9 protein-coding genes are annotated in these 20,166 nt (G+C 73.5%); 7 read left to right on the top strand and 2 right to left on the bottom strand.

Translation table 11 applies throughout. The features are described 5' to 3' along the window. The first annotated feature begins 184 nt into the window (after positions 1 to 184). From POL72_RS45740 to POL72_RS45715, 6 genes are all read left to right on the top strand, one after another. Positions 185 to 10,468: a non-ribosomal peptide synthetase gene (locus POL72_RS45740; RefSeq protein ID WP_272103870.1), complete on the top strand. Its 10,284-nt coding sequence runs from the start codon at positions 185 to 187 to the stop codon at positions 10,466 to 10,468. Positions 10,469 to 10,574: 106 nt separating this feature from the next. Then, the gene (locus tag POL72_RS45735) at positions 10,575 to 11,165 is read left to right on the top strand and encodes a cysteine hydrolase family protein (RefSeq protein WP_272103213.1); all 591 of its coding nucleotides are present in this window, start codon (positions 10,575 to 10,577) and stop codon (positions 11,163 to 11,165) included. An 88-nt stretch (positions 11,166 to 11,253) separates the two neighbouring features. Continuing rightward, positions 11,254 to 12,282 carry a hydrogenase expression/formation protein HypE gene (gene hypE, locus POL72_RS45730; protein WP_272103212.1) on the top strand — a complete coding sequence of 343 codons (1,029 nt, stop codon included), beginning with the start codon at positions 11,254 to 11,256 and terminating at the stop codon, positions 12,280 to 12,282. Next, positions 12,254 to 14,635 carry a carbamoyltransferase HypF gene (hypF, locus tag POL72_RS45725; RefSeq protein ID WP_272103211.1) on the top strand — a complete coding sequence of 794 codons (2,382 nt, stop codon included), beginning with the start codon at positions 12,254 to 12,256 and terminating at the stop codon, positions 14,633 to 14,635. The genes hypE and hypF overlap by 29 nt, the downstream gene beginning before the upstream one ends. Continuing rightward, the gene (locus tag POL72_RS45720) at positions 14,632 to 16,275 is read left to right on the top strand and encodes a cyclic peptide export ABC transporter (protein WP_272103210.1); all 1,644 of its coding nucleotides are present in this window, start codon (positions 14,632 to 14,634) and stop codon (positions 16,273 to 16,275) included. Before hypF ends, POL72_RS45720 begins: the two co-directional genes overlap by 4 nt. A 50-nt stretch (positions 16,276 to 16,325) precedes the next feature. Next, complete coding sequence (locus POL72_RS45715; protein WP_272103209.1) at positions 16,326 to 16,964, top strand: glutathione S-transferase family protein; 639 nt, start codon at positions 16,326 to 16,328, stop codon at positions 16,962 to 16,964. Between the two features lie 65 nt (positions 16,965 to 17,029). Here POL72_RS45715 and POL72_RS45710 read toward each other — a convergent pair whose 3' ends face one another. Beyond that, the gene (locus POL72_RS45710; protein WP_272103208.1) at positions 17,030 to 17,590 is read right to left on the bottom strand and encodes a dihydrofolate reductase family protein; all 561 of its coding nucleotides are present in this window, start codon (positions 17,588 to 17,590) and stop codon (positions 17,030 to 17,032) included. Positions 17,591 to 17,688: 98 nt separating this feature from the next. On the opposite strand from POL72_RS45710, the gene POL72_RS45705 reads away from it, so the two are divergent. Then, positions 17,689 to 18,339 carry a winged helix-turn-helix transcriptional regulator gene (locus tag POL72_RS45705; protein WP_272103207.1) on the top strand — a complete coding sequence of 217 codons (651 nt, stop codon included), beginning with the start codon at positions 17,689 to 17,691 and terminating at the stop codon, positions 18,337 to 18,339. A gap of 84 nt (positions 18,340 to 18,423) precedes the next feature. On the opposite strand, the gene POL72_RS45700 is transcribed toward POL72_RS45705, so the two are convergent. After that, entirely contained in the window at positions 18,424 to 19,992 is a 1,569-nt protein-coding gene (locus tag POL72_RS45700; RefSeq protein WP_272103206.1) for a serine/threonine-protein kinase, read from the bottom strand. Positions 19,993 to 20,166 lie beyond the last annotated feature (174 nt).

Below are 20,166 nucleotides of genomic sequence, written 5' to 3'. Positions count from 1 at the left end.
ACGACGGTCGAGGAGCTCTCGGCGGCGCTCTCGGCGGCGGTCGACGCGCCGGCCGCCGGGCCGGCCCCCGCGCCCGCCGCGGCGGACGGCGAGCCGGCGGAGCTCTCGTCGCACCAGCTCCGCCTGTGGTTCTTCTGCCGGTTCGCTCCGGAGAGCCCGCTCTACCACGTGGTGTTCGGCGCGGATCGTCGGGGCGCTCGACGAGGCGCGGCTCGAGGAGAGCCTCGCGGCCGTCGTCCGCCGGCACCCGGCGCTGCGCACGGTGTTCCGCGAGATCGCCGGGGAGCCCCGGCAGATCGTGCTGCCGGAGGTGGCGGTGCCCCTCGCCCGCGTGCGGGTCGACGCCGCGCGCGCCGAGGAGCGCGAGGAGCGCCTGCGCGAGCTCGCCGCGGCGTGGGGCCAGGCGCCGTTCGCGCTCGAGGAGGGGCCGCTCCTCCGGGTGTGCCTGGTCTCGCTCGGCGAGCGCCACCACGTGCTCCTCTTCGCGCAGCACCACCTCGTGACCGACGGCCGGTCGATCGAGGTGCTCGTGCGCGATCTCGCCGCGAGCTACGCCGCGCGCGGCGCCGGCCGCGCGGACGCGCCGCCGCACGCGTACGGGTACGCCGACTACGCGCGCGCGCAGCGGGCCGCGCTCGCGCGCATGGACGCGGCGCGGGCCTACTGGAAGGCGAAGCTCGAGGGGCTGCCACGGCTCGAGCTGGGCGCCGAGCGCAGGCGGGCGGCGGCGTCGCCTTTCGCGGGCGGGACGGTCCGCTTCGCGCTCTCGGCGCCGCACGTCGAGGCGGCGCTCGCCGTGGCCCGCGCAGAAAACGCGACGCTCTTCGTCGCGCTGGCCTCCGTCTACGCGGCGCTGCTCCACCGCTCGACCGGGCAGGAGGACCTCGGGATCGGCGTCGTCGTCGCCAACCGGAGCCGCCCCGAGCACCAGGGGATCGTCGGCTTCTTCGCGAACACGGTCGTCCTGCGCGTGGATCTCGGCGGAAGGCCGACGTACCGCGAGCTCGTCCGCCGCGTGCGCCGGGCGATGGCGGAGGCGATGGAGCACGCCGAGCTGCCGTTCGACGAGGTCGCGCGCGCCGCGGCCCCGGCAGCGGGGCGGGACGGGGAGCGGGACGCGCTGATCCAGGCGAGCTTCGTGCTGGAGAGCGCCTCGGAGCCGCCGGCGGAGGTCGAGGGGGCGCTGTGGCGGCCCGTGCTCTGGGCCCCCGACGGGGCCGTGGAGGGCACGGCGAAGTTCGATCTGGGGCTGAGCGTGGCGCGCCTCCACGGCGAGCTCGCCGCCGCGCTGGAGTTCCGCGCGGATCGCTTCGCGCGCGACGAGATCGAGCGCATGACGGGCCACCTCGGGGAGCTCCTTCGCTCGGCCGGGGCAGAGCCGGACCGCCCGATCGACGAGCTCCGGCTGCTCCCGCCCGAGGAGGAGCGCTACCTGATCGCGGGCTGCAACGACACGGCGGCGGCCTTCCCGCGGGACGCCTGCTTCCACGATCTCTTCAGGGAGCAGGCCTCCCGGACGCCGGCGCGGATCGCCGTCGCGTGCGGCGATCAGCGGCTCTCGTACGCGGAGCTCGACAGCGCCACCGACCGCGTGGCGCGGGCGCTCTCGGCGCGCGGCGTCGGGCCCGATCGCCTGGTCGCCCTGCTGACGCGGCGCGACCTCGACTTCATGCTGCTCGCGCTCGGCGCCTTCAAGGCGGCCGGCGCGTACGTGCCGCTCGATCCCGCGCACCCGGCGCGGCGCAACGCCGACATCCTGGCGCGCGCGGGCGGCCCTCCCCTCCTCGCCGGCGCCGCGATCCCGGGCGCGCTGCTGGACGAGATCGCCGCGGCGGGCGCCGGGGCGCTCGAGGTGCTCCCGGCCGGCGCGCTGCTCGCCGGCGCCGCGGCGGAGCGCGGGGCGCTTCCGGCCGCGCGCGCGGAGCACCTCGCCTACGTCATCTTCACGTCCGGATCGACCGGCGCGCCCAAGGGCGCGATGGTCGAGCACCGGGGGATGCTCAACCACCTCTTCGCGAAGGTGCGCTCCCTCGGGATCGGGCCCGAGGACGTCGTCGCGCAGACAGCGCCCATCACCTTCGACATCTCGGTGTGGCAGCTGCTCTCCCCGCTGCTCGCGGGCGGGACGTGCCGCCTCGTGCCGGACGAGATCGCGACGGACCCCGCGCGGCTGCTCGACGCCGTGGGGGAGCTCGGCATCACCGTCCTGGAGGTCGTGCCGTCGCTCCTGCGCGGGGCGCTCGACGAGCTCGAGGCGCGCCCGGCGTGGCGGCCGCGCCTCGACGGCCTGCGGTGGCTCGTGCTCACGGGCGAGGCGCTCCCCCCCGATCTCGCGCGCAGGTGGCTCGCGCTCTACCCGCGGATCCCGCTGATGAACGCCTACGGCCCGACGGAGTGCTCGGACGACGTCGCCCAGCACGTCATCGCCGAGCCCCCGGCGGAGGACGCGGCGTACGTGCCGATCGGCAGCGCGATCCAGAACACGCAGCTCTACGTGCTGGATCGACGGCGGCAGCCCGTGCCGCTCGGCGTCGCCGGCGAGCTGTACGTGGGCGGCGACGGGGTCGGCCGGGGGTACCTCCTCGACCCGGAGCGCACGGAGGCAGCGTTCCTTCCGGATCCGTTCTCCACAGCGGCGGGGGCGCGCCTCTACCGGACGGGCGATCTGGTGCGTCGGCTGCCCGGCGGCGAGCTCGTGTTCCTGGGGCGCATCGACCACCAGATCAAGCTCCGCGGCTTCCGCATCGAGCTCGGCGAGATCGAGGCGGTCATCGCGCGGTGCGGCGGGATCCGCGATGTCGTCGTCGTCGCGCGCGAGGACGCGCCGGGGGATCCGCGGCTCGTCGCCTACGTGGTCCCCGAAGCGCCGTCCTTCGAGCCGGGTGCCCTCAAGGACCAGCTCTCGTCGCGCCTGCCGGGCTACATGATCCCGGCCGCGTTCGTCGCGCTCGACGCCCTCCCGCTGAGCGCGAATGGCAAGGTGGACCGCAAGGCGCTGCCCGCGCCCGCGTGGAATGCCCCGGGCGAGCTCGCGGCGCAGACGGCGCCGCGCACCGGCCTGGAGCAGGCGATCGGCGAGGTGTGGCGCGCCGTCCTCGGCCTCGATCGGGTCGGCGTCCACGACGACTTCTTCGCGATGGGCGGGCACTCCCTCTCGGCCACGCGCGCGGCGGCCCGCCTGCGCGACGTGCTCGGCGTCGACGTCGGCGTCCGGTCGCTCTTCGAGGCGCCGACCATCGCCCGGCTCGCCGCGCACATCGAGCGGTCGACCCGCGGGGAGGCGCGCCGGGCGCAGGCGCCCCTCGCGCCGGCGGCGCGCTTCGGCGAGGAGGCGCCGCTGTCCTTCGCGCAGCAACGGCTGTGGTTCCTGGATCAGCTCGAGCCCGAGAGCGCCACGTACAACGTGCCCGCGGCGCTCAACCTGCGCGGCGCGCTCGACCTCACGGCGCTCGCGCGCGCGATCGCCGAGGTCGTGCGGCGGCACGAGGTGCTGCGCGCGACGATCCACGCGGTCGACGGCCGCCCCGTCCAGCGCTTCCAGGGCGCTCCGGACGCGTGGCCCCTCCCCCTCGTCGACCTCTCGGAGGTCCCCGCGCGCGATCGGGAAACGACTTTACAAAGCGACGCATCGCGAGAAGCAGCGAGGCCGTTCGACCTGGAGAAGGGGCCCCTCCTGCGCGCGACGCTCTTCCGGCTCGCGCCCGACGAGCACGTGCTGGTCGTCACCCTCCACCACATCGCCTCGGACGGGTGGTCGCTCGGCGTGCTCGCGCACGAGCTCACGGCGGCCTACGCGGCGTTCGCGAGAGGTGCGGCGCCGGCGCTCCGCCCGCTTCCGGTCCAGTACGCCGACTACGCCGCGTGGCAGCGGCAGGAGCTCACGCCGGAGGTGCTGGAGGCAGAGCGGGAGATCTGGCGCCGGCGGCTCGACGGCGCGCCGCCGCTCGACCTCCCGACGGACCGCCCCCGCCCCGCGGCGCGCTCGTCGCGCGGGCGCACGCATCGGTTCGCGCTGCCGCAGGAGCTCGCCGCGGCCCTCCGGCGCCGGAGCCAGGAGCTCGGGGCCACGCTGTTCATGACGCTCCTCGCCGCCTTCGAGGCGCTGCTCCACCGGTACAGCGGCCAGCAGGACTTCTGCGTCGGCACGCCGGTGGCCGGCCGCGGTCGGACCGAGCTCGAGCCGCTCATCGGGCTGTTCGTCAACACCCTTGTCCTGCGCGCGCGGCTCGACGGCGACCCGACCTTCGCGGAGCTCGTCGGCCGCGTGAAGGCGGACGCGCTCGAGGCGTACGCCCACCAGGATCTGCCGTTCGAGGCCGTCGTCGACGCGCTCGCCGTGGAGCGGGATCTCAGCCGGAACCCGCTGTTCCAGGTGATGTTCGCGCTCCAGAACGTGCCACCGCCCGCGCTCGCGCTGCCGGGCGTCGAGGCGTCGCCGGTCCCGCTCGACGTGGAGCGGGCGCGGTTCGATCTCACGCTCTTCCTCACCGAGTCGGGCGACGCGATCGAGGGCGCCCTCGAGTTCGATCTCGACCTGTTCGACCCCGAGACCGCCGCGCGGCTCGCGGGGCACTACGAGACGATCCTCCGCGCCGTGGCCGCGGCCCCGGAGGCGCGGGTCGCCGAGCTCCCGCTCCTCACGGCGGGCGAGCGGCGCGAGCTCCTCATCGCGTGGAACGCGACGAGCGCGCCGCCGCCGCCCGCCGCGTGCCTGCACGAGCTCTTCGACGCGCAGGCCGAGCGGTCGCCCGGGGCCGTGGCCGTGGCGTCCGAGGCCGGCGAGCTCACGTACCGCGAGCTCCGCCGCCGCGCCGACGCGCTCGCCCGGCGGCTGCGCGCGCTCGGCGTGCGGCCGGAGACGCGCGTGGGCCTGTGCGTGCGGCGGACGCTCGACATGGTCGTGGCCCTCTGGGCCATCTTCAAGGCCGGCGGCGTCCACGTGCCGCTCGACCCGGGCTACCCGCGGCAGCGGCTGCAGGTGATCCTGGAGGACGCTGCGGCGCACCTGCTCGTGACCGAGAGCGCGCTGTCGGGGCTCGTGCCGGCAGGGTCGGCCGAGGTGCTCCTGCTCGACGAGATCGTCGCGGGCGCGGAGGACGCGCAGGGCGGGGCGGGCGACGCGCTGCCGGCGGGGCGGCCGGACCAGGCGGCGTACCTCATCTACACCTCCGGCTCGACGGGCCGGCCCAAGGCCGTCGTGATCGAACACCGCCAGGCCGTCGCGCTCGCGTGGTGGGCCAGGCGGACGTTCTCGGATCACGAGCTCGCGGGCGTGCTCGCGTCCACGTCCACGTGCTTCGATCTCTCGGTCTTCGAGCTCGTCGTCCCGCTCTGCTGGGGCGGCAAGATCGTCCTCGCCGACGACGCGCTCGCGCTGCCCGCGCACCGGCGCCGCGACGAGGTCACGCTCGTCAACACGGTGCCCTCCGCCGCGGCGGCGCTCCTCGCGGTGTCGGGCATCCCCGGGTCGGTGCGGACCGTGTGCCTCGCCGGCGAGCCGCTCCGCGCTTCGCTCGCGCGCGACGTGCTCGCGCTGCCGCACGTCGAGTGGCTCCTGAACCTCTACGGCCCCAGCGAGACCACGACGTACTCGACAGGCGCGACAGTGACCGCCGCGGCGCGCCCGACGATCGGCAGGCCCATCGACCACACCCAGGTCTACGTGCTCGACGCGCGGCTGCAGCCGGTGCCCGTCGGCGTCGCCGGGGAGCTCTACATCGCCGGCGCGGGCGTCGCGCGCGGCTACCTGGGGCGCGACGAGCTGACGGCCGAGCGGTTCGTCCCCTGCCCGCTCGAGGAGGCCCACGGCGCGCGGATGTACCGCACCGGCGACCGCGCGCGCTGGCTCGCGAGCGGAGAGCTCGAGTACCTCGGGCGGCTCGATCATCAGGTGAAGATCCGCGGCTTCCGCGTCGAGCCGGCGGAGACCGAGGCCGCGCTCGCGGCGCACCCGGACGTGCGCGAGGCGCTCGTGCTCGCGCGGGACGACGGCCCCTCGGGCCGCTGGCTCGTCGCCTACCTCCTCGTCCGGCGGCCAGTGGACGCGCAGGCGCTGCGGGCGCTCGTCGCCGAGCGGCTGCCGGAGCCGTTCGTCCCGTCCGCCTTCGTCGAGCTCGACGCCTGGCCGCTCAACGCCAACGGCAAGGTGGACAGGAAGGCGCTCCCGGCGCCCAGTCGACCGGAGATCGCGCCGGAGATCGCGGGCGAGGCGCGGCGCGCGCCGGCGACGCCGACCGAGCAGGCCCTCGCGGGCGTCTGGGGCGAGGTGCTCGGCCGCGGCGGCATCGGGACGACCGACGACTTCTTCGCGCTCGGAGGGCACTCCCTCCTCGCGGTCCAGGTGATCGCGCGCGCGCGACGGCTGTTCGGCGTCGATCTGCCGCTGCGCGCCGCGTTCGACGCGCCGACGGTCGCCGCCCTCGCCGAGCGCATCGATCGGGCGAGGCTGGACGGGCGCCGCGGCGCGCCCGAGCCGCTCCGCCCGGCGCCCCGCGGCGGCGACGCGCCGCTGTCCCACGCCCAGCAGCGCCTCTGGTTCATCGAGGCGCTCCAGCCGGGCACGGCGGTCTACAACATGCCGATCGGGGTGCTGCTCCGCGGGCCGCTCGACCGCGCCGCCCTGGAGCGGAGCCTCGATCGGGTGGTCGCGCGCCACGAGGCGCTGCGCACCCGGATCGAGGCGCGCGACGGCCAGCCGTTCCAGGTCGTGCTCCCCGAGGCGCGCCTCGAGCTGCGGCTCGTCGACCTGTCCGCCGTCCCCCGGCACGAGCGGGACCGGGCGGCGCAGCGCGCCGCGGAGGAGGAGGCGCGGCGGCCGTTCGATCTCGCCTCGAGCCTGCCGATCCGCGCGGCGCTGATCCGCCTCTCCGACGAGGCGCACGTGCTGCTCGTCACGGCGCACCACATCGCCTGCGACGGCGGCTCGATCCCCGTCCTGTTCCGCGACCTGTCCGCCTTCTACGAGGCCGCGCGGGCTGGCCACGCGCCGGATCTGCCGCCCCTCCAGGTGCAGTACGCCGACGTCGCGATCTGGCAGCGCGCCCAGGCCGACGCATGGCGGGGGCAGCTCGAGTACTGGAAGCGGCAGCTGTCCGACCTGGAGCCGCTCGAGCTCCCCACCGACAGGCCGCGCGGCAGCGCCCTCTCTCACCGCGGCGACACCGTCCCGGTGAGCCTGCCCGCGCCGCTCGTCGAGGCCCTCCGCGCGCTCGGCAGGCGCGAGGGCGCGACGATGTTCATGGTGCTCCTCGCCGGCTTCGTCGCCCTCCTGCACCGCTACACGGGCCGCGCCGGCGTGGCCGTCGGCTCGCCGGTCTCCGGCCGCACGCAGGTCGAGATGGAGCCGCTCGTCGGCTTCTTCGTGAACCTGCTCGTCCTGCGCGTCCGCGTCGACGACGACCCCACGTTCGTCGAGCTCGTGCGGCGGGTCCGGCAGGCGACGCTCGAGGCCCAGGAGAACCAGGACGTCCCGTTCGAGCAGGTCGTCGACGCCCTTCAGGTCAAGCGCGACCTCGGCCGCACCCCGCTCTTCCAGGCGGCCTTCGCGTTCCAGGGCGCGCCGGAGCGCCCGCGGAGGCTCGGCGACCTCGACGCCTCGCCGTTCGAGGTCGACACGGCGACAGCGAAGTTCGACCTCCTGCTCGCGCTCGAGGAGGACGACAAGGCCGTCTCCGGCGGCATCGAGTTCAGCGCCGACCTGTTCGACAGGGCCACGATCGAGCGCTGGCGGGGCCACCTCGAGGCCCTGCTCGCGGCGAGCGCCGCGCAGCCCGAGCTGCGCGTCGGCGACCTGCCGCTGCTCGGGCGCGACGAGCGCGACCTCGTGGTGCACGCGTTCAGCGGGGGCCGATCGGCGCAGCCCGCCCCGGAGGCCGCGTGCGCGCACCGCCTGTTCGAGGCGCAGGCCAGGGAGGCGCCCGGGCGGGCCGCGCTCCTCTTCGAGGGGGCGACGGTGAGCTACGGCGAGCTCGACCGCCGGGCCAACCAGCTCGCGCACCACCTCCGCGCCCGCGGCGTGCGGCGCGGCGCGCTGGTCGGCGTGTGCCTGCCGCGCTCGCCCAACATGATCGTCGCGCTCCTCGCGGTGCTGAAGGCCGGCGGCGCGTACGTGCCGCTCGACCCGACCTACCCGCGCGATCGGCTCGCCTTCATGATCGAGGACGCGCGCCCCGCGCTGCTCATCGCCGAGCCGGAGCTCCTCGCCGCGCTGCCCGCGGCGCTGCCGCCTGTCGTGCGGCTCGGGGAGAGCGAGCCCGCCTTCCCGCACGAGCGGGCCGACGCCCCCGACGCCGGGTCGCTCCCCGAGGACCTCGCGTACGTCATCTACACCTCCGGCTCGACAGGGCGCCCGAAGGGGGTGCTCATCGAGCACCGCTCGCTCTCCGCGTTCGCCGTTGCGCAGCGCAAGCTGCTCGGCGTCGAGCCGGGGACCCGCGTCCTCCAGTTCACCCGGCTGAGCTTCGACGTCTCCGTGATGGAGATCTTCGTGCCGCTCTCCGCGGGCGGCGTCGTGTGCCTCGCGCGCGCCGAGGCGCTGATGCCCGGGCCCGGGCTCGTCGACCTCCTGCGCGAGCAGCGGATCCAGGTGGCGTCGCTGACCCCCTCGGCGCTCATGGCGGTCGGCTTCGACACGCTCCCGGACCTGCGCGTGCTGTGCGTTGCCGGCGAGGTGTGCCCCGCGGAGCTGCCGCGGCGGTGGGCGCGCGGCCGGCGGTTCGTCAACGGATACGGCCCCACCGAGGCGACGGTGCTCGCGACCGCGGCCGAGTACGCGCCCGACGTCGCGCGGCCCACGATCGGCCGCCCGCTGCCGAACACGCAGACGTACGTGCTCGACCCGCGGGGCCAGCCGGCGCCCGTCGGCATCCCCGGCGAGCTCCACATCGGCGGGATCGGCCTCGCGCGGGGCTACCTGAACCGCGACGACCTCACCGCGGCGCGCTTCGTGCGCGCGGCGTTCCCCGAGGCGCAGGGCGCGCGGCTCTACCGCACGGGCGATCTCGTGCGGTGGCTGCCGAGCGGCGAGATCGACTTCCTCGGCCGGCTCGACGAGCAGGTCAAGATCCGGGGCTTCCGGATCGAGCTCGGCGAGATCGAGGCGGTGCTCGCGTCGCACCCCGACGTGACCGAGGCGGCGGTGGTCACCCGGGAGCACGCCCCGGGCGACGTGCGGCTCGCGGCCTTCTTCATCCCGCGCGGCGGGCGCGCCGCGGCGAGCGAGGCGCTGCGCGGGTACCTGTCCGATCGGCTGCCCGACTACATGGTCCCGCCGGTCATCGCGCCGGTCGAGCGGTGGCCGCAGACCCCGAGCGGCAAGATCGATCGCCGGGCGCTCGCCGCCTCCGTGCCCGCGGCGCTCGCGGCGCTCGCGGGCGGAGCGCGCGTCCCGCCGAGGACCGGGCTCGAGCTCGAGCTCTGCGCGCTGTTCGAGGAGCTCCTCGGCGAGGGCGGCGTCGGCGTGACCGACGACTTCTTCTCGCTCGGCGGGCACTCGCTGCTCGCGGTGCGGCTCATGGCCGAGATCCGCGGGCGCTTCGGCCGCGATCTGCCGCTCACCAGCCTGTTCCGCGCGCCGACCGTGGAGGGCCTCGCGGCGCTCCTGCGCGAGGATCGGGGAGCGCCGCGGGGCCGCGCCTCCGTCGTGGTCCCGCTCCACGAAGGGGGCGCCCGCGCGCCGCTCTTCTTCGTTCACCCCATCGGCGGCAACGTCCTCTGCTACGCGGATCTCGCGCGCGAGCTCGGGCGGGATCGGCCCTTCTACGGCATCCAGGCGTTCGGGCTGGAGACCCCCCCGCGTCCGCTCGCCAGCGTCGGTGAGATGGCCGAGGCGTACTGCGAGGAGCTCCGCCGCGTCCAGCCCGAGGGGCCGTACCTGCTCGGCGGCTGGTCGATGGGCGGCGTGGTGGCGTTCGAGATGGCGCGCGTCCTCGAGCGCGGCGGGCGCAGCGTGGCCGCCGTCGTCCTCGTGGACGCGTACCTCCCCCCGTTCGACGAGCCCGGCGACGACCTCCCGCCGATCGCTCAGTTCGCCGCGGATCTCGCGCGGATCGCGGGCGCGCCGGCCGCCGCGGCGCTCGCCGGGCCGGACGGCGGCGCGGCCGACGCCGCGTGGCTGCTAGCGCGCGCGCAGGAGCTCGGCGCGCTGCCCCGCGGGACGACGCTCGGCGAGCTGGATGCCCTGCTCGACGCCTTCCAGCGGAACGCGGCGCTGCTCGCGCGCTACACCCCCGGCGAGGTCTCGGCCCGCGTGGAGCTCTTCCGCGCCGAGGCCTCGCCGCGCAGGGATCCGCGCCCCGCGTGGGCGAAGTGGGCCCCCGGCCTGCGGAGCCACGTCGCGGCCGGCGACCACTACACGCTGCTCCGCAGACCGCACGTCGGCGCGCTCGCCGAGCGCATCCGGGCCGCGCTGCTCGAGGCGGACCCCGGCGCCCCGCGCGAAGGCGCCGGAGCCGCCCGGCCGCCGGGGTGATCGGCGCTCGCGCCGCCGCGCTTCGCCGCCCTGCCGCGCTCGTTGCCAGGCAAGGGCCTTTGACTGTCTCGTCTCGAATCCATCAACCGAATCCAAGAGGATCATCATGCCCAACATCGCAGTGCTCACCAACGACCTTCAGTACGAGTTCATCGACAAGATGCCGGGAGGTCGCGAGCTCCTCTCCAGGGTGGCGCCGCAGTTCAACATGTTCCTCGGCGCCATCCGCGCCCTGGGGCACGTCGTCGTCCACCTCCAGCTCATCAACGATCCGGCCGATCCGCAGATCCAGCGCCGCTTCCGCGGGAAGGACATCCCGGCGATCAAGGGCACGCCCAACGCCGAGCTGATCAAGGACTTCGTCCATCCGTCCGACATCGTGATGGTCAAGCACCGCGACAGCGGGTTCTACGAGACGCCCCTCGACGACAAGCTGAAGGAGCTCGGCGTCAAGACGATCCTCGTCACGGGCATCCAGACCCAGATCTGCGTGCAGACCACGGCGGCGGACGGCTTCTTCCGCGGGTACAAGGTGTGGGTCCCCGAGGATGGCGTGTTCTCCCTCAAGGAGGAGGACAAGAAGCGCTCCCTCGAGTGGATGGCGTCGTACTGCGCGGCGATCGCCCCCGGCGCGGAGATCATCAAGCGCCTGCGCCAGAGCGACGACCTGCCGAGCCGGGAAGAGCTGCTCGGCTGACACGGCACGACGAGGCCGCGGAGCCGGGCGGCCTCGTCTCTTTCTCGACCCTCACCGCAGCTCTGCGGTGCCAACGCTGGAGCCTCACATGACGAAAGAACACGCGAAAGAGAACGAAGAGGTCGTCCTCGACCACGGGACGGGCGCCCGCCTGAGCCGAGAGCTCGTCGAGCGGATCGCCGCGACGCTCGGCGACACGTACATCGGCGCGATGGAGGACAGCGCGATCCTGGAGGTGCCCACCGGCCGGATCGCCGTCACCACGGACTCGTTCGTGGTCACGCCGCTGTTCTTCGGCAACGGCGATATCGGCAAGGTCGCCGTCTGCGGCACCGTCAACGATCTCGCGGTCAGCGGCGCGAGGCCCCTCTACCTGACCCTGGGCCTCATCATCGAGGCGGGCTTCCCGATCCCCTTGCTCGTCCGAGCCCTCGAGTCGGCGCGCGACGCGGCGAAGGAGGCCGGCGTGAAGATCGTCGCCGGCGACACCAAGGTCGTCGGCAAGGGCGAGGCAGACCGGCTCTTCATGAACACGGCCGGCGTGGGCGTCTTCGAGCGCCCGCCGCTCGTGAGCCGCGCCGTGCGGCCGGGGCACAAGATCATCGTGAGCGGGTATCTCGGCAACCACTCCATCCACCTGCTCTCGGTCCGCGAGGGGCTCGGCTTCGAGAAGCGGGTGCAGAGCGACTGCGCGCCGCTCAACGGGCTCATCGACGCGGTCCTCAAGGGCGTGCCCCAGGGCGCCGTGGCGGCCATCCGCGACGTGACGCGCGGCGGCCTGTGCGCCGTCCTCCACGAGTTCGCCCGCGCGTCGGGCGCCGAGCTCTCCTTCGCGCGCGCGGCGCTGCCCGTGCTGCCGGAGGCGGTCATGGCGGCCGACATGCTCGGCATCAACCTCATCCACCTCGCCAACGAGGGGTGCCTCTGCCTGTTCGTCGAGGCGGACAAGGCGGGCGACGTGCTCGGGATCCTCCGCGCGCACCCCTACGGCCGCAACGCGGCGGTCATCGGGGAGGTCAAGGCCGCGACGGAGCCCGTCGTGTCCATGACCGAGCCCGATGGGACTCAAACCCTGCTCGAGGAGCTTTATGGAGCCGAACTCCCCCGACTCTGCTGACGCGCGGCCGGTGATCGTGACCCGCCGATTCCGGGTCTCGGGCATCGTCCAGGGCGTCGGCTTCCGGCCCTTCGTGCACCGGCTCGCCCGCGCCGTCGGGGCGCGCGGCTGGGTCCTCAACGACTCCCGCGGCGTGCTGCTCGAGCTGCAGGCCGGCGACGAGGCGATCCAGGCGTTCCTGCGCGCGCTCGTCGAGTCGCCGCCGCCGCTCGCCCGGATCACGGGCGTCCGTGAGGAAGCGCTCGCCGAGCCCGCCCCCCGGTACGACGACTTCCAGATCCGCGGCAGCGTGGATCTGCGCAGCACCGACACGCTCATCCCGCCCGACTCGGACGTCTGCGCCGAGTGCCTGCGGGAGCTCAGGGACCCTTCGAACCGCCGCCACCGCTACCCGTTCATCAACTGCACGCATTGCGGGCCGCGCTACTCGATCATCTGCGACATGCCGTACGACCGGCCGCAGACAACGATGAAGAGCTTCCCGATGTGCCCCGCGTGCGCGCACGAGTACGAGGACATCGAGGATCGGCGCTACCACGCGCAGCCGAACGCGTGCCCCGCGTGCGGCCCCCGGCTCACGCTCACCGATCGGCTCGGCGCGCCGATCGAGGCGGAGGACGCGGTGCGCTTCGCCATCGAGCGGCTCCGCGAGGGCGCGCTCTTCGCTGTGAAGAGCCTCGGCGGCTTCCACCTCGTCGCGGACGCGCGCAACGAGGCGGCGGTGCGGGAGCTGCGCCGGCGCAAGCGCCGCGACGCCAAGCCGTTCGCGATCATGGTGGCCGACGCCGAGGCGGCGAGCCGCCATGTCTCGCTCAGCGACCCGGAGCGGGCGCTGCTCGAGAGCCGGCAGCGCCCCATCGTGCTCCTGCGCAGGCGGCCAGGCGCCCTGTCCGAGGCGATCGCCCCGAGGAACCCGAGCTTCGGCGTCATGCTGCCCTCGACGCCGCTGCACTACCTCCTGCTCGAGGACCCGGCGCTCGACGTCCTCGTCATGACGAGCGGGAACCTCTCCGGACACCCCATCGCGTTCGACAACGACACGGCGCTCTCGCAGCTGCGCGACATCGCGGATTACTTCGTCCTGCACGACCGCGATATCCGGACACGCGTCGACGACTCCGTCGTTCGGCTCACGGAGGCGGAGGGGCTCGACGCGCCGCTCGTCTCGTTCATCCGCCGCTCGCGCGGCTATGCGCCGTATCCGATCCACCTCCCGCAGAACGTCGGTGCGGTCGTCGCCCTGGGCGGCGAGCTGAAGACCACCGTCGCCGTCGGCAAGGACAACCAGGTCTTCATCAGCCAGCACATCGGCGATCTCAAGAACGACGCGACGTTCGGCGCGCACATCGACTGTTCGTCGCACGTCCAGCGGCTCCTGTCCGTGCAGACGGACACGGTCGCTTGCGATATGCACCCGGCGTTCCGCTCCACGCGGGCGGCGAAACGCCAGGCTGGCGCGGAGGTCGCGACGGTGCAGCACCACCACGCCCACATGGCCGCCTGCATGGCCGAGAACGGGCTGAACGAGCGGGTGATCGGCGTCATCTTCGACGGCTCCGGCTACGGCCTCGACGACAGCATCTGGGGCGGCGAGTTCCTGGTCGGCGACTACCGTGAATTCGTGCGCGCCGGCCACCTCCGGCCGATGTACCTCCTCGGCGGCGACAAGGCGGTCAAGGAGCCCATCCGCGTCGCGATCTCGCTGCTCGTGGAGACGTTCGGGGACGAGCTCGGCGGGATCCGCGTCCCGGCGCTCATGGACGTCGCGGAGGAGCGCCGCGACGTCTTCGTGAAGATGGCCCAGCGGAGGCTGAACGCGACGGCCACGACGAGCATGGGCCGGCTGTTCGACGGCGTGTCCTCGCTCCTCCGCATCTGCCACGAGGTCGAGTACGAGGCGCAGGCCGCCATCGAGATGGAGGCGCTGCTCGACAGGGACTTCCGGACCGCGCCGCCGCTCCAGTACGGGATAGACGAGCGGGACGGCCGCCTCGTGGTCGACTACCGCCCTCTCGTCCGGGATCTCCTGCGCGCGCTCGACGAGCCGGACGCCACGCCCGCGCACCTCAGCCGCCGGTTCCACTCGACGATCGTGGACGTGATCGCCGCGGTGTGCCTGCGCCTGGCCGATACGTTCGACGTGCGCCGCGTGGTCATGAGCGGCGGAGTCTTCATGAACGAGTTCGTCCTGATCAACGCGCTCCGACGCCTGAAGAGCGAGGGGCTCACCCCGTATTGCCACCGGCTGGTCCCGCCGAACGACGGCGGGATATCGCTCGGCCAGATCCTCGTCGCGGCCGCCCGCGGCCCGTCGGCGCGAGGGGAGCGCCCCACCACCACCGAGCATCCATGAAGCTCCTCGCGTTCGTCGCCGGCTACTCCCGGCGGATCCTCGTCCTCGCGATCCTCGCGGGGGCGCTCTGCGGCGCCTGCAACACGGCGCTCCTCGTGCTGATCAACGAGGCGCTGCAGCGCAAGCGCGGCGCGGTGATGTGGAGCTTCGCCGCTGTGTGCCTGCTGCTCCCGTTCGCCCGCTACCACTCGGAGATCCTGCTCACGCGCCTCAGCCAGGGGGCGCTCTTCGATCTCCGGGTGAAGATCTGCCGGAAGATCCTCGGCGCGCCCCTCCGTCAGATCGAGGAGATCGGCCCGTCACGGGCGCTGACCGCGCTCACGGACGACGTCCCCGTGATCACCACCGCGCTGATGCAGATCCCGATCGTCTGCATCAACCTGGTCATCGTGGTCGGAGGCCTGCTCTACATGGGGTGGATGTCTCCTGTCATGCTGGCCTCGGTGCTGGCGCTCATCGTCCTTGGCATCGTTGGGTATCAGCTCCCGATGAGCCGGGCGACACGGCACTTCCGCCGCGCGCGCGAGGCGACCGAGGAGCTGATGAAGACCTTCCGCGCGCTCACGCGCGGCGTGAAGGAGCTGAAGCTCCACGCGCGGCGCCGCGAGGCGTTCCTCGCGACGTCGCTCGAGGGGGAGGCCGGCGTCGTCCAGGCGAGCAACCTGCGCGGCATGGTCGCGCTCACCGCCGCGAACGGGTGGGGACAGGGGATGGTGTTCACCATCATCGGCGTGACGCTCTTCGTCGTGCCGCTCTTCCAGGAGGCGAGCGCCGAGGCGTCGATCGGCTACGCCCTCGTCCTCCTCTACCTGATGACGCCCATGCAGGTCCTCATCGGCGCGCTCCCGGCCCTGAGCCGGGCGGGCATCGCCGTGCAGAAGGTCGAGGACCTCGGCGCGAGCCTCAAGGTCGAGGCGAGCGGGGCAGAGGCAGGGGCCGCGCTCCCCGAGAGGTGGAAGCGGCTGGAGCTCGCCGGGGTCACGCACGCCTACAGGTCCGAGGGAAAGGACGACACCTTCACGCTGGGCCCCATCCACCTCAGCGTGCGGCGCGGCGAGCTGATCTTCCTCGTCGGCGGCAACGGCAGCGGCAAGACGACCCTCGCGAAGCTGATCGCGGGCCTTTACGCGCCCGAGTCGGGCCAGATCCGGCTCGACGGCGAGGCGATCACCGACCGGAACCGGCAGGCTTACCGGGAGCTCTTCTCGGTGGTGTTCTTCGATTTCCACCTGTTCGAGAGCCTGATCGGGCTCGACTCTCCCGAGCTCACCCAGCGCGCGCGGGGTTACCTCTCTCGCCTGCAGCTCGATCACAAGGTGTCTGTCGAGGGGGGCGTCCTCTCCACGACGTCGCTGTCGCAGGGGCAGAGAAAGCGCCTCGCGCTGCTCACGGCTTACCTGGAAGACCGGCCGGTCTACCTGTTCGACGAGTGGGCGGCGGACCAGGATCCGGTGTTCAAGGACGTCTTCTACCGCCAGATCCTCCCGGAGCTCCGGGCCAGCGGCAAGACGATCCTCGTCATCAGCCACGACGACAGGTACTTCGGGCTGGCGGATCGCGTCCTCAAGATGGACTTCGGCCAGCTCGTGGGCGACGCCCAGGTTACCGTGAGATCGGACGAGACATACGCCAGCGCCTGAGTTAGAAACCGGCGCGTTCGTCGTCCGACGGCGAGCCGACGGGAGGTATCATGGAACCGCTGGTGCTGTATCTTGGTACGAGGACGTATTCGACCTGGTCGCTCCGCGCCTGGCTCGCGCTGAAGCACACCGGCGCTTCGTTCACGGAGGACGTCATCGCCCTTTACCAGCCTGGGTCGCGCGAGGCGCTCCTCCGGCGCTCCCCCTCGGGGCGCGTGCCGGCGCTGCGGCACGGGGACCTCGTCCTCTGGGACTCCCTCGCGATCTGCGAGTATGTCGCCGAGCTCTTCCCCGAGGCGCGGCTGTGGCCGGGCGATCGTGCGGCGCGCGCGCTCGCCCGGTCGGTGTCGAGCGAGATGCACTCCGGGTTCACGGCGCTCCGCAACGCGATGTCCATGGATCTCCGCCGGGAGATCGCCCCGATCGCGCGCGACGCCGCGGTGGACGCGGACATCGACCGTGTGACGTCGATCTGGACCGAGTGCCGGCGGGCCCATGGCCAGAAGGGGGATTACCTCTTCGGGCATTTCACGATCGCCGATGCCATGTTCGCGCCGGTGGTCACGCGCTTCCGCACGTACGCCGTCCCGCTCGCGGGCGCCGCGGCGGCGTACGCCGAGACGATGTGGCAGCACCCTGGCCTCGCGGCGTGGGTCGCGGCTGCACAGACGGAGTCGCTGGCCGGCTAGCTGCTCCGCCCGGTTCAAGGACGGTGCCGGCAGGAGAGGCCGCGGCGCGCCTCCGTCAGGCCCTGTCACACAGTCGCTTCGTACCAGAGCACGACGTTCCCGTTGCTGAAGCTGCGCGTCTTCTTCAGCCGGAGGTCCGCCCTCTCCTTGACCCCCTCGAACAGCGTCCTTCCGCTGCCGAGGACGAGCGCGTTCACCACGATCTGGTACTCGTCGACCAGGCGCGCGTCGGTCAGCTGGGAGACGATGCTGCCGCTCCCCATCACGACCATGTTCGGCCCGGGCTCCGCCTTCAGCTTGCGCACCTCTGTCGCGAGATCGCCCTTGATGAGCCGCGTGTTGTTCCATGACACGCTGTCGAGGGTCCTGGAGAAGACCACCTTCGGCAGGCTGTTCATCCGCTCGGCGACGGCGGGGGCCGCCTCGAGCGCCGCGCGGGTGGGCCAGAAGCTCGCCATGAGCTCGTAGGTGACCCGCCCGAACACGAGCTCTCCTCCGCCGCGCGCGTTCTCCGCGGTGAACGCGCGCCACTCCGCGTCCGCTTTATGTGCCCAGCTCATGTCGCCGTGGCCGTCCGAGAAATAGCCGTCCAGCGAGATCTGGTTGAAGACGGTGAGCTTGCGCATGCTGTTCCTCCTGATGTCCGCTTCTGCGTTAGTCCTATTCTAGGACCATTTGGTCCTCTTTCGCAAGTGATGCGCAAGTGCTGTAGGATGCGGCCGCCATGACCGGTCTGAGAAGCTACGGGGATCCCTGCGGCATCGCGCGAGCGCTCGATCTCGTCGGCGAGCGGTGGGCGCTCCTCATCGTGCGTGAGCTCCTGCTCGGTCCGAAGCGGTTCACGGACCTCCGCGACGGCCTGGCCGGCGCGAGCCCCAACGTGCTGTCGCAGCGCCTCCGCGAGCTCGAGGGCGGCGGCGTCGTGCGGCGGCACAAGGTCGGCGCGCCGACCTACGAGCTCACGGACTGGGGCCGCGAGCTCCATCCGCTGCTCGTGCAGCTCGGCCGCTGGGGCGCGCGATCGCCCGTCCGGCCCGCGGGCGCCTTGAGCGTCGATGCGCTGATGATCGCGCTCGAGGCGACGTTCGTCGCGGGCGAGGCCGCCGATCTCCGCGCGACCTACGAGCTAAGGCTCGGCGAAGAGCGGTTCTCGATCGAGGTCGATCGCGCGACCATCACCATCACGCGAGGCGCTCCGCGCACGCCTGACGCCGTGATCGCGACCGACCCCGCCACGTTGCGGGCGGTCGTCTTCGGGGATCACAAGCTCGCGGACGCGCCGGTAGAGCTCCAGGGCGACAGGCGCATCGCTCGAACGTTCTTCCGCCTCTTCGCTCGGCCACGGTCGACCCCTGGCAGCGCGCCCGCTGGATGACGAGCCGGCCCGACGATCACGGCGCGCCCGAGGCCCCCGCGGGGATTCACCAGGTGGCGCCGAGGTGCCCTTCGCGGTCGACGCTCAGAAGATCGCGCTCTTCCCCGTGCCTGCGTCGGTCGTCCGCTTTCGTGAGGGCGCCTTGCCGGTGCTCACCGGCGCGCCGGACGCGCGTCCGGGGCGCGCCGCGGTCGGCCGCGGCGCGGGCACAGGAGGAGCCGAGACGGGGCGCGCCGCCGCTGACCGCGCCGTGGACGCCGGAGACATCGAGACGGGGCGCGCCGCGGCTGAAATCGGTGCAGGCTCCGGAGGCGCCGGCACGGGGGACGGCGCTGTCGCGGGCACGGCCGCGGGAACCGTCGAGGTCGTGCCCGCCCGGGGCGCCGCGGGCGCCTGCGCCACGAGAGCGCCGCGGCTGGCGGCGAGCACCTCGCCGCTCATCGCCCGCAGCCCGGCGGCGGCTTCCAGGCGCTGCGCGGGCAGCGCGGTGGTGAGCGAGAGCCCCAGCCCGAGCGCCACGACGAGGCCAGCCGCAGCGAGGTGCAGCCGGGTCCGCCGCGCCGGCGCGGCGGGCGCGGGCGCGGTCGCCGCCTCCGAAGCGCCGACCGCGGCAACGAAGGCGGAGATCATCGGCGAGATCGAGGGGAATCGCTCCGCCGGATCGAGCGCGAACGCGCGCGCGAACCACGTCTCCAGCTCCGGCGGCGCGCCGGGGCACAGCGTCGACAGCGGGGGGCGCGCGCCCGCGAGGATAGAGGAGAGCACATCGGCGATGGTGCGGCCGGCGAACGGCTGCTGGCCGGTGAGCGCCACGTGCGCGACCACGGCGAGGGCCCACATGTCGAGCTGCGGATCCGCGTGCCCGTCGCACGTGTGCTCCGGGCTGAGGTAGCCCGGCGTGCCCAGCACCACGCCCTCCGCGGTCTGGCGGGGGAAGTCGGCCGCCAGATCCTGGCGGATCCACTTGGCGATCCCGAAGTCGGCGACCTTGGCCCGCAGGCGCCCGTCGCGCCCCTCGCGGAGCAGGATGTTCGACGGCTTGATGTCGCGGTGCACGATCCCGAGGCCGTGCGCCACCGAGAGCGCCTCTCCGATCTGACGGAGGAGCGCGGCCAGCTCGGCCGCGGGCACCGGCCCGCGCTCGTGGATCAGCTGCCGGAGGGACCGGCCGCGCACGTACTCCATGACGAGGTACGGGCCTGCCTCGGCGTCCTCGCCGGCGTCGTGCACGGTGACGATGAAGTCGGTCTTCCGCCCGAGCTGGGCCGCGACCTGCGCCTCGAAGCGGAAGCGCTCCATCGCGTCGATGGCCAGGTTCTGGCGCGGGAGCACCAGGAACTTGAGCGCAACATCGAAGCGCCGGACGCTGTCGTGCGCGCACCACACCTCGCCCATCGCGCCCTGGCCGAGCGGATGCACGAGCCGGTACCGCCCCGCCACGACGCGGCCCGGAAGGAGCGCGGCGCGCGCCTCGTCCCGCCCTGCGCCGCCCGGAGCTGGAGGACCGAGCGGCGCAGGCTGCCCGCCCAGCGTCGTGGCGTCGCGCGCGGCGTCTCTCGCCGAGGAATCGGGCGGTCGACCCAGGGAGGGCGGCTGCAGCACGCCGGTGATCTTCGTGCCGCCACCGTTTCCCGGACCGGTCGATGCGTCCATGGGACAACGACCTGAGGAGAGGGGTGACGACATGCCCTCAGCGTATCGCGAATGCCGATGCCTTTGAACGGCGAAGACCCCGTCCTCCTCGCGCACGTGCGCCTGTTGGCCCACGCGGCAGCGTCGCGAGGCGCAGCGCTGCTGTACTTGTTGATGGTTGGCGCCGAGGGTACG

This window comes from Sorangium aterium (assembly GCF_028368935.1).
GTDB classification, from domain to species: domain Bacteria; phylum Myxococcota_A; class Polyangia; order Polyangiales; family Polyangiaceae; genus Sorangium; species Sorangium atrum.
The sequence above is the reverse complement of the archived record's forward strand: the minus strand, read 5'-3'. Positions and strand labels throughout refer to the sequence as shown.